The organism is Microbacterium sp. 13-71-7 (assembly GCF_002257455.1).
Lineage (GTDB): Bacteria > Actinomycetota > Actinomycetes > Actinomycetales > Microbacteriaceae > Microbacterium.
Genome location: NZ_NCKN01000162.1, coordinates 1 through 9,520 on the forward strand (window position 1 = coordinate 1; position 9,520 = coordinate 9,520).

The 9,520-nt window shown below is 72.5% G+C and carries 9 protein-coding genes; 5 read left to right on the top strand and 4 right to left on the bottom strand.

Going from position 1 to position 9,520, the window contains the following annotated elements:
* A partial coding sequence (locus B7X32_RS14615; protein ID WP_292721043.1) for a phosphoenolpyruvate carboxykinase (GTP) occupies window positions 1-1,547 on the bottom strand: 1,547 nt, incomplete at its 3' end.
* Between the two features lie 109 nt (window positions 1,548-1,656).
* Here B7X32_RS14615 and B7X32_RS14620 point away from each other — a divergent pair.
* Entirely contained in the window at window positions 1,657-3,096 is a 1,440-nt protein-coding gene (locus B7X32_RS14620) for an XRE family transcriptional regulator (protein WP_292721046.1), read from the top strand.
* Window positions 3,097-3,105: 9 nt separating this feature from the next.
* A complete protein-coding gene (locus B7X32_RS14625; RefSeq protein WP_292721049.1) occupies window positions 3,106-3,771 on the top strand; it encodes an SDR family oxidoreductase in 666 nt (221 codons plus the stop codon).
* A 27-nt stretch (window positions 3,772-3,798) separates the two neighbouring features.
* On the opposite strand, the gene B7X32_RS14630 is transcribed toward B7X32_RS14625, so the two are convergent.
* Window positions 3,799-4,869: a winged helix DNA-binding domain-containing protein gene (locus tag B7X32_RS14630; protein ID WP_292721052.1), complete on the bottom strand. Its 1,071-nt coding sequence runs from the start codon at window positions 4,867-4,869 to the stop codon at window positions 3,799-3,801.
* 153 nt (window positions 4,870-5,022) lie between these two features.
* On the opposite strand from B7X32_RS14630, the gene B7X32_RS14635 reads away from it, so the two are divergent.
* Genes B7X32_RS14635 through B7X32_RS14645 form a run of 3 tightly spaced genes read left to right on the top strand, consistent with a single transcriptional unit; the run spans window position 5,023 to window position 7,874 of the window.
* A complete protein-coding gene (locus B7X32_RS14635; RefSeq protein ID WP_292721055.1) occupies window positions 5,023-6,435 on the top strand; it encodes a ferredoxin reductase family protein in 1,413 nt (470 codons plus the stop codon).
* A 33-nt stretch (window positions 6,436-6,468) separates the two neighbouring features.
* The gene (locus B7X32_RS14640; protein WP_292721058.1) at window positions 6,469-7,035 is read left to right on the top strand and encodes an FMN-binding protein; all 567 of its coding nucleotides are present in this window, start codon (window positions 6,469-6,471) and stop codon (window positions 7,033-7,035) included.
* Complete coding sequence (locus tag B7X32_RS14645; protein ID WP_292721060.1) at window positions 7,032-7,874, top strand: FAD:protein FMN transferase; 843 nt, start codon at window positions 7,032-7,034, stop codon at window positions 7,872-7,874. The genes B7X32_RS14640 and B7X32_RS14645 overlap by 4 nt, the downstream gene beginning before the upstream one ends.
* A gap of 36 nt (window positions 7,875-7,910) precedes the next feature.
* Here the strand turns inward: B7X32_RS14645 and B7X32_RS14650 are convergent, their stop codons facing one another.
* Both B7X32_RS14650 and B7X32_RS14655 read right to left on the bottom strand, forming a co-directional pair.
* The gene (locus B7X32_RS14650) at window positions 7,911-8,921 is read right to left on the bottom strand and encodes a HAMP domain-containing sensor histidine kinase (RefSeq protein WP_292721062.1); all 1,011 of its coding nucleotides are present in this window, start codon (window positions 8,919-8,921) and stop codon (window positions 7,911-7,913) included.
* A partial coding sequence (locus tag B7X32_RS14655) for a response regulator transcription factor (protein ID WP_292721065.1) occupies window positions 8,918-9,520 on the bottom strand: 603 nt, incomplete at its 5' end. The genes B7X32_RS14650 and B7X32_RS14655, both read right to left, overlap by 4 nt.

Here is a 9,520-nt window from a genome sequence, read left to right on the forward strand (position 1 = left end):
AACCAGTTCACCTGGAAGATGCGCGGCGCCTTGTCGAAGCGGACCGCACGGCCCATCTTGAGCCAGTGCGCGAAGTAGTCGCCCATGTTGTACCCGCAGAACGGGAGCATCGCGAACGGGTCGCGGCGCAGCTCTCCGAGCGTGCCCTCGGCCGCGGCCGTGCGCTCGGACGAGATGGTCGCGCCGAGGAACACGCCGTGGCTCCAGTCCGTCGCCTCGACCACGAGCGGGACGTTGGTGGCACGACGGCCGCCGAAGAGGATCACGTCGAGAGGCACGCCCTCGGGGTCCTCCCAGTCCTCCGCGATCTGCGGGCATTGCGCCGCCGAGACAGTGAAGCGCGAGTTCGGGTGGGCGGCGGGACGACCGGACTCCGGGGTCCACGCATTGCCCTCCCAGTCGATGAGGTTCGCGGGCGCCTCGTCGGTCAGCCCCTCCCACCACACGTCGCCGTCGGGGCGCAGCGCCACGTTCGTGAAGATCGTGTTGCCCCAGAGGGTCTCGACCGCGGTGACGTTGGTCGACTCCCCTGTGCCAGGAGCGACGCCGAAGAATCCGGCCTCGGGGTTGATCGCGCGCATGCGCCCGTCCGCGCCGGGGCGGATCCAGGTGATGTCGTCGCCGAGCGTCTCGACCTTCCAGCCGGGGATCGTCGGGCGGAGCATCGCGAGGTTGGTCTTGCCGCACGCCGACGGGAACGCGGCGGCCACGTGGTAGGCCTTGCCCTGGGGCGAGACGACGCGGATGAGCAGCATGTGCTCGGCCATCCAGCCCTCGTCCCTGGCGAGGACCGAGGCGATGCGCAGCGCGAAGCACTTCTTCGCGAGGATCGCGTTGCCGCCGTAGCCGGAGCCGAAGGAGTAGACCTCGAGCGTGTCGGGGAAGTGCACGATCCACTTCTCGTCGTTGCACGGCCAGGTGGTGTCCGCCTCGCCGGCGGCGAGCGGAGCGCCGACGGAGTGCACGGTGCGCACCCACGGGGCGCCGTTGGCGATCTCGCGGACGACGGCCGCGCCGACGCGGGTCATGATGCCGATCGAGGCGACCGCGTAGGCGCTGTCGGTGACCTGCACGCCGATCTGAGAGATCGGACCGCCGACCGGCCCCATCGAGAACGGCACGACGTACATGGTGCGACCGCGCATCGAGCCCTCGAAGATCTCGTCCATCTTCGCGTGCATCGCGCTCGGATCCGCCCAGTTGTTCGTGGGACCGGCGTCGATCTCCTTCTCGGAGGCGATGAAGGTGCGACCCTCGGTGCGAGCGACGTCGCTCGGGTGCGAGCGGGCCAGGTAGGAGCCGGGGCGCCACTCCGGGTTGAGCTTGATGAGCTTGCCCTCGTCGACGAGCTCGCGCAGCAGGGCGTCGTTCTCGGCGGCGGATCCGTCGATCCAGTGCACGCGGTCGGGCTGGGTCAGGGCGCGGATCTCCTCGACCCAGGCGCTGAGCGCGGCGAAGGCCGGCGTGTCGTACTCGGGGGCCGCACCGTACTCGCGCACGGGTGCGAGGTGGGTGGTCCGCGGGGTGGACGTCTCGGCGATAGCCATGTCTGCTCCTTAAATCCTGGGGCGTTGTGACCATTCTGCGCGAGTATTCGGCACTCTTTGGGCCGTTGATGGCTTCAAGAACCCCAATTCTTTCGCTAGGATCAAAAGCATGGCTTCAGGACTCGAGCTCACGACCCTCGGACATCGCATCCGGCACCACCGCACGCGCAGCGGCATGACGCTGGACGAGCTGGGCGCGGCGGTCGGCGTCGCCGGCTCGCAGCTCAGCCTCATCGAGAACGGCAAGCGCGAGCCGAAGCTCTCTCTGCTGCAGGCCATCGCGAACGCGACGGGGACCGAGGTGAGCGACCTCATCTCGGGCGAGCCGCCGAACCGCCGCGCCGCGCTCGAGATCGAGCTCGACCGCGCGCAGTCCAGCTCGGTGTTCCGTCAGCTCGGTATCGCGCCGGTGCGGGTGAACAAGGGCATGCCCGACGAGACGATCGAGTCGATCCTGGGTCTGCACCGCGAGCTGCACCGCCGCGAGCGCGAGGCGATCGCCACGCCGGAGGAGGCGCGACGCGCCAACACCGAGCTGCGCCTCAAGATGCGCGCCCTCGACAACCACCTGCCCGACATCGAGGCGCTCGCCGAGAAGCAGCTCAAGGCGGCCGGCCATTCCTCGGGCGCCCTCACCCACCGCACCGTGAGCATCATGGCCGAGCAGCTCGGCTTCGAGCTGCTCTACGTCGACGACCTGCCGCACTCCACGCGCTCGGTCACGGACCTGGAGCACGGCCGGATCTACCTGCCGCCGGCGTCGATCCCCGGCGGCCACGGCCTGCGCTCGATGGCGCTGCAGGCGATGGCGCACCGCCTGCTCGGGCACACCCCGCCCACCGACTACGCCGACTTCCTGCAGCAGCGGCTCGAGATCAACTACTTCGCGGCCTGCTGCCTCATCCCGGAGACGGCGGGCGTCGCGTTCCTGCAGCAGGCGAAGAAGGACCGCAACCTCGCGGTCGAGGACTTCCGCGACGCGTTCGGCGTGACCCACGAGGCCGCAGGCATGCGGATGACCAACCTCATGACGACGCACCTCGACATGCGGCTGCACTTCCTGCGCGTGGACGAGTCCGGCGCGCTCACCCGCGTGTACGAGAACGACGACCTGCCGCTGCCGATGGACGTCACGGGATCCGTCGAGGGCCTCACCGTGTGCCGCAAGTTCTCCGCACGGGCCGCCTTCAGCCAGCGCAACCGCACCACCGAGCACTACCAGTACACGGACACCCCGTCCGGCACCTTCTGGTGCTCGACCCAGACCGGATCCACCGACGGCGGCGGCTTCTCGATCACGGTCGGCGTGCCCTTCGACGACGCCCGGTGGTGGCGCGGCAGGGAGAGCACCGACCGCGCGCAGTCGACCTGCCCGGACGAGGCGTGCTGCCGCCGCCCCCCGGCCGGCATCGCGGAGCGCTGGAGCAGCAAGGCCTGGCCGAGTGCCAGGGTGCACACGCACATGTTCTCGCCGCTCCCCCGCGGCGCGTTCCCCGGCGTCGACGACAACGAGGTGTACTCCTTCCTGGACCGGCACGCGGCCCAGTAGCGTGGGGGCATGCCCCTCGCACTCGTCACCGGCGCCGCGCGCGCCGACAGCATCGCGGCGGGGATCGTGCCGCGCCTCCGGAAGAGCGGCTGGACCGTCGTCACGAGCGACCTGAGCGATGCGGACCTCCCGGCGGATCTGTCGACCGCGGACGGCCCAGAGGAGCTGATCGCCGCGGTCGTGCGCGCGCACGGGACGATCACGGCGCTGGTGCTGAGCCACGCCTATGACGTCGAGTCGGGGATCCTGGACACGACCGCGGAGAGCTTCGATCGGCACGTCGCGGTCAACGCGCGCGCCACGCTCCTGCTGATCGCGGCGTTCGCACGCCAGGCGGCTCCCGAGGGCGGGGCGATCGTCGCCCTCACGAGCGACCACGTGACCGGGAATCTGCCGTACGGGGCGTCCAAGGGCGCGCTGGACCGCATCGTGATCTCCGCGGCCCGAGAGCTCGGAGCCCGCGGGATCTCGGCGAACGTCCTGAATCCGGGGCCGATCGACACCGGCTGGATGGACGAGGGCGTCCGCGAGCACCTCGCCGGCCTGACCCCGCAGGGGCGGCTCGGGCGCCCGGCCGATGTCGCAGCGCTCGTCGACTTCCTGGTCTCCCCCGAAGGACGCTGGGTGTCGGGTCAGCTGCTCAAGTCCGACGGCGCGTTCTCCGCCGAGTTCTGACGCCGCGGCCCGCGGCCGGGGCGACCGTCAGTGCGCCGTCACGAAGTCGGCGTAGCGGCGCAGGGCCGAGGCCACGGCGGCGGGATCCGGTGCCGGCTGCTCGCCGAGGAGCTCGGGGATCGGCTCGTCGCGGTGCCGGCCGACCGCCGCCGAGTGCGTCCAGGCCCCCGCGATGCGACCCGCCGCGAGCAGGCTCGCGCGGACCATGCCGTTCTTGCCGGGGCCGATCAGCGCCATGCTCTCCGGCGTGGCCACCGCCGAACGGTCGGCGTAGGAGATGTAGTACTCGTCGAACATGGGCAGCGCGAACGTCGCGGCGTCGTCCGCCCCGGCGGCACGACGCGGGCGGACCGCGCCGACGAACACCCCCTCCTCCTTCTCCGTCACCCTCGCCCGCCCGCGTTCGACGGCCTCGCGCGCCACGGTGATCGGAAGACCGGACCACCAGGCGAAGTCGTCGACCGTGACGGGCCCGTGCCCGTCGACGTAGCGGACGAACAGCTCGGCCAGCGGATCCGCGGGCGGGACGGTCTCGGGGAGCCACTCCTCGCCGAGCATGAACAGCTGCTCGCGCGAGACCGCATCGTCGCGGTGCACGACCGGCCCCTGCACGAGGATGCCGCGCACGTTGAGGGCGTAGAGGACGTGCACCCCGCGCTGGCCCGCGGGGTCGATGCCGATCTCTGCGAGGTCGTCGAACAGCTCCGCTCTCGTCCGCCCTCCGTCGGCGAGACGCTCGCGGAACGCCGACTCGACCCGGGCGACGAGGGCGTCGTCGATGCCGAGCTGGCGCTGCCGGCTCGCGTCCTGCCGGAGCTGTCGATCGCCGGTCACCGAGAGCACCCAGCGCACGTCCTCCGCCGGGATCACGTGCAGCGTGCCGCGCATGGTGTGGGTGCGCACGAGCTCGCCGCGATCGAACGCCGCATCGACGGCGGCGAGCGTCGGCGCACCGGACGAGCGGACGCCGAGCGCCCAGCGTCCGGCGATGAACTCCTGGCCCTGCACGGCGAGCATGTGCCGGGCGGCGGCGACGGGCGTGCGGGCGGGGGCGGTGAGCCGGTGCGAGCGGAGCCGTTCGCTCAGGAGTGCCGTCATGGGACCATCATGCCGTGAGGTCCGGACATCGCCCCGGGATGCGGACCCGCGCCAGCGCCGCGGATCCGATCGGATCCGATGAGTTCCCTATGACGTCGCTCAAGGCGGCCGATTCTTGGGCTTCTCTGTCAAACCCGCGCCGACGATGGTGCCATGGCAACGCTCACCCCCCTCGCTCCCGCCGGGCCGCTCGTCGCGGCCCGTGGGCGCCGGCTGCGCCCTGTGCTCTGGCGTCTGGCCGCGGTGACGCTGATCTGGGCGACGAGCCTGTTCGTGCTCGCGCTGTGGGTGAGCGGCGCCGGCGTGCAGTCGCTGCTCGCGGTCGACGGCGACACGCTCACGACGCTCGGCCGGCTGACCGGCCTCGTCTCGGCGAACCTGCTCCTCTACCAGGTCCTGCTCATGGCCAGGGTGCCGGTGTTCGAGCGCGGTTTCGGGCGGGACGGCATCGCACGGCTCCACCGCCTCGTGGGCTTCTGGTCGTTCTGGCTGCTCCTCGCGCACCTGGTGCTCATCACCGCCGGCTACGCGATCACCGCACGCACGAACGTCTTCGTGCAGGCGTGGGACTTCGTCTGGGACTACCCGGGCATGCTCCTCGCGACCGCGGGGACCGCGCTGCTGATCCTCGTCGTCGCGACGTCGATCCGCCGCGCGCGCCGCCGGCTGCGCTACGAGTCCTGGCACCTCCTGCACCTGTACGGCTACCTGGGCGTGGGCCTCGCGATCCCGCACATGCTGTGGACGGGGGCTGACTTCACCGCGTCCGCCGGCGCGACGTTCTACTGGTGGGCGCTGTGGGCGGTCACCGCCGCATGCGTGCTGTGGTTCCGCGTCGCCGTTCCGCTTCTGCGCAGCGCGCGCCACGGACTGCGCGTGGTCGCCGTCGCCCCCGACGGGCGGGACGGGATCTCGGTCCGCGTCGCCGGCCGCGACGTGCACCGCCTCCGCGCCAGGGCGGGGCAGTTCTTCATCTGGCGATTCCTGGACGGGCCCGGCTGGACGCGCGGGCACCCGTTCTCGCTCGCCGCCGACCCCGCCGGGGACGAGCTCGTCATCTCGGCCCGCCGCATCGGCGACGGCACCGATCGTCTCGCCGAGCTGCGCCCCGGCACGAGGGTCATGGTCGAGGGCCCCTACGGTCACATGACCGGCGAGCGCCGCAGCGGATCCCGCCTGCTCATGCTCGGCGCCGGCGCCGGCGTCGCACCCCTCGTCGCCCTGCTCGAGTCCGAGCCCTACGCGCCCGGCGAGGCGATCCTCGTGACGCGCGACCACTCCGCCGCCCACGGGCTGCGCCGCGCGGAGATCGACCGGCTCGCGATGTCCCGCGGACTCGTGCACTACACGCTGCACGGCCGCAGGGCCGACGCGGGCACGACCTGGGTGCCCGCGTCGCACGCCGAGTGGGACGGCGCTCGGCTGCTGCAGCGCATCGCCGGGGACCTGTCCCTGTACGACGTGTACCTGTGCGGGCCGCTCCCCTGGATGCAGAGCATCCGCCGGGATCTGCGCACCGCCGGCGTCCCCGCCGAACGCATCCACAGCGAGGCCTTCGCCGTCTGAGCGGCGGGTGTCGGATCCGAGAGCGAGAGAATCATGAAGAAGATCGTCTACGCCATCCTCGCCACGGTCACGGGACTGGTGCTGCTGTTCAGCTACCGCACCTCGCTCGAGGTCGTCGCGCCGGCCGCGAGCGGTGCGACGGGAACCACGGGGACCGCCGGCACGACCAAGAGCGCGTCCGGATCCTCCCCCGGGACGAGCACGGGCGGCACCGCCTCAGGGACGCCGACGGGCTCGTCCTCCACGGGGTCCGGCACGGGAGCGGCCTCCGGATCCTCCTCGTCCGGGTCCACGGGCTCCTCGACGACCTCGTCCGGTCTCAAGGACGGATCCTTCACGGGGCAGGCCGTCGACACGCGCTACGGCGCCGTGCAGGTCGCGATCACCGTGTCGGGCGGGCAGATCACCGACGTGTCGGTGCCGCAGTACCCGAACACCGAGCGCCGCGACGAGCAGATCAACGCGCAGGCCATCCCGATCCTGGTCTCGGAGACCAAGAGCGCCCAGTCCGCGCAGATCGACATGGTCTCCGGCGCCACATTCACCTCGGACGGGTACACCCGGTCGCTGCAGAGCGCGATCGACCAGGCGAAGGCATGAGCGCCGCCGCGCCTCCCGCGGCCCCGCCGCACCGCCACGTACGCACCGCCGCGCTCATGGGCACGGTGGCGAGCGCGCACGTGCTCACCGCGACGGCTTCCCCCGATCCTGCCGTCGCCGCGCGGATCGCCGCCGCGCAGGGCGCCGCGCTCGACGAGCTGCACGAGCTGGACGCGCTGTTCTCCCCGTTCCGTACGGACTCGCAGATCTCCCGGCTCCGCGACGGAGTGCTGCACCCCGAGGACGCGGACCCGCGGATCCTCGAGGTCGGCGAGGCGTGCGTGCGACTCGCCTCGGACAGCGGCCGCCGGTTCGACGCGAACAGGCAGGGCTGGTTCGATCCCACGGGCTACGTCAAGGGCTGGGCCGTCGAGCGCGCGGCCTCCCGCCACCTCGCCCCGCTGCTCGTCGAGGGCGGGGTGATCGCCGTCGGGCTCTCCGCGGGCGGCGACATGCAGCTGCTCACCGCGCCGGACGCGGACTGGACCTGGAACGTCGGGATCGCGGATCCGCTCCGCCCCGGCGCACTGCGCGCCACGGTGCCGTTGCGCGACGGCGCCGTCGCCACCTCCGGTCCGGCCGAGCGGGGCGCGCACATCGTCGACCCGCGCACGGGGAGCGCCGTGGTCGACGCCCCCACCGCGACCGTGATCGCCGAGCGCCTGAGCGATGCGGACGCCTGGGCGACGATCGCCGTGGTCGCCGGGTTCGACGACCTCGCCTGGTTGCGCGCGGCCCCGGACTGCTCTGGGATGCTGATCGCCCCGGATGGCCGGATCCGGCGCTGGGCGCACGGCGTGGAGGTCGCCGTCGCCGACGAGCTCGCCCTCCTCAGGTGAGTGATCCCGGCTGGGCGCTCCTCGGCCGGGCGCTCCTCAGCCGAGTGCCAGGGGCAGGCGGAGCAGGAACGTGGCACCCGCCTCCGAGGTGCTCTCGATGCCGACCGACCCGCCGTAGCGCGTCGCCACGTCGCGGACCAGCGCGAGACCGAGCCCGAAGCCGCGCCGCCGACCGGTCTCCGGACCTCGGGCGAAGCGCGTGAAGATGCGCTCCCGATCCTCGATGCGGACGCCCGGGCCACGATCGACGACCCGGAACTCCGCGAGACCGCGGGCCGCACCGCCGCCCGCGGCGACCACGATCGCGACCGGCGTGCCCCGGGGCGCGTGCTGCACCGCGTTGTCGAGGAGCGCGGTGCACAGCCGGGTCAGAGTCACCTCCGGCACCGCGACCCGGATGCCGGGACCGACGTCCGGCCGCAGCTCGACGCCGGCGCCCTCGGCGATCGGACGGATCAGCTCGACCGCGGTCTGCACCGCGACCGCGGCATCCGAGGCCGCCGCGGGGACCGGCCCCTGGTCCGCCTGCGCCGCGAGGAGCAGCTCGGTGAGGATGTCGTCCATCGCCGCCGTGTCGCCGCGCAGCCGCTCCAGCGCGTCGTCGATGCGCTCCCCGCGGGCGACGCGGCGCTGCAGGATCTGCACCCGGCTCGACAACGCGGTGAGCGGAGTGCGCAGCTCGTGGCTCGCATCGGCCACGAAGTCCCGCTGCGCCCGCAGCGCGACCTCGAGCGGCGCGACCGCGCGTCGCGCCGTGAGCCACGCGATCAGGCCGAGCAGCGCGACGCCCGCCGCCCCCAGCACGATGACCCAGGGCACCACCCGATCCACGTCCACCACGATGTGGTCGGGGTTGCCGACCGCGAAGGCGCCGGGACCGGGGCCCACCGCGCCCCGGTCGTCGCCCTGCGGACGCGAGGTCGCCAGGATCACCGCGACGAGGATGCCGACCCCCGCGGCGATCACGACCGCCGAGGCGACGCCGGTCCACAGCCCGATCTGCCGGGCCGTGCGCCGCACCCGATCCCGGTCCGCGGATCCGCTCATGCCGGATCCCCCGCACGGTAGCCGCGCCCGCGCACGGTGTCGATCATCTCCGGTGTGGTCTTGCGCCGGATGTAGTGCACATAGGTGTCGACGGTGCCGACCCCGTCCGCCGAGGAGAACACTCCGCGCAGGATCTCCTCGCGGCTGAACACGCGCTCCGGGCTCGCGGACAGGAATTCGAGGAATGCCGCCTCGGTCGCGGTCAGCGACACCCTCGCCCCGGACGGCGCATGCAGCACCCAGGAGTCCGGGATGAAGGTCCACTCCCCGATCGCCCTGCGCCGGCCCTCGGCCTGGAAGCCGCGGCGCAGCGCCCGCAGCCGCGCGAGCAGCTCGTCGAAGTCGAACGGCTTCGTGAGGTAGTCGTTGGCGCCCGCGTCCAGACCTTCGACCCGGTCCTGGATCGCGCCGAGCGCGGTCAGCATGAGCACGGGCGTCGTGATCCGCGCGGTGCGGACCGCCTCCACCAGGCTCGCCCCGTCCAGTCCGGGCAACCGGCGATCCACGAGCATCACGTCGTAGCGCTCGTCGAGCGCGCGGCGCAGCGCGACCGCGCCGTCTGTCACGTGGTCCACGACATAGATCTCGCCGAGCACCTC

Bases quoted from the DNA above. Each gene is read 5' to 3' on its own strand.
- B7X32_RS14620 (WP_292721046.1), top strand. From the start codon at position 1,657: ATGGCTTCAGGACTCGAGCTCACGACCCTCGGACATCGCATCCGGCAC.
- B7X32_RS14625 (WP_292721049.1), top strand. From the start codon at position 3,106: ATGCCCCTCGCACTCGTCACCGGCGCCGCGCGCGCCGACAGCATCGCG.
- B7X32_RS14630 (WP_292721052.1), bottom strand. From the start codon at position 4,869: ATGACGGCACTCCTGAGCGAACGGCTCCGCTCGCACCGGCTCACCGCC.
- B7X32_RS14635 (WP_292721055.1), top strand. From the start codon at position 5,023: ATGGCAACGCTCACCCCCCTCGCTCCCGCCGGGCCGCTCGTCGCGGCC.
- B7X32_RS14640 (WP_292721058.1), top strand. From the start codon at position 6,469: ATGAAGAAGATCGTCTACGCCATCCTCGCCACGGTCACGGGACTGGTG.
- B7X32_RS14645 (WP_292721060.1), top strand. From the start codon at position 7,032: ATGAGCGCCGCCGCGCCTCCCGCGGCCCCGCCGCACCGCCACGTACGC.
- B7X32_RS14650 (WP_292721062.1), bottom strand. From the start codon at position 8,921: ATGAGCGGATCCGCGGACCGGGATCGGGTGCGGCGCACGGCCCGGCAG.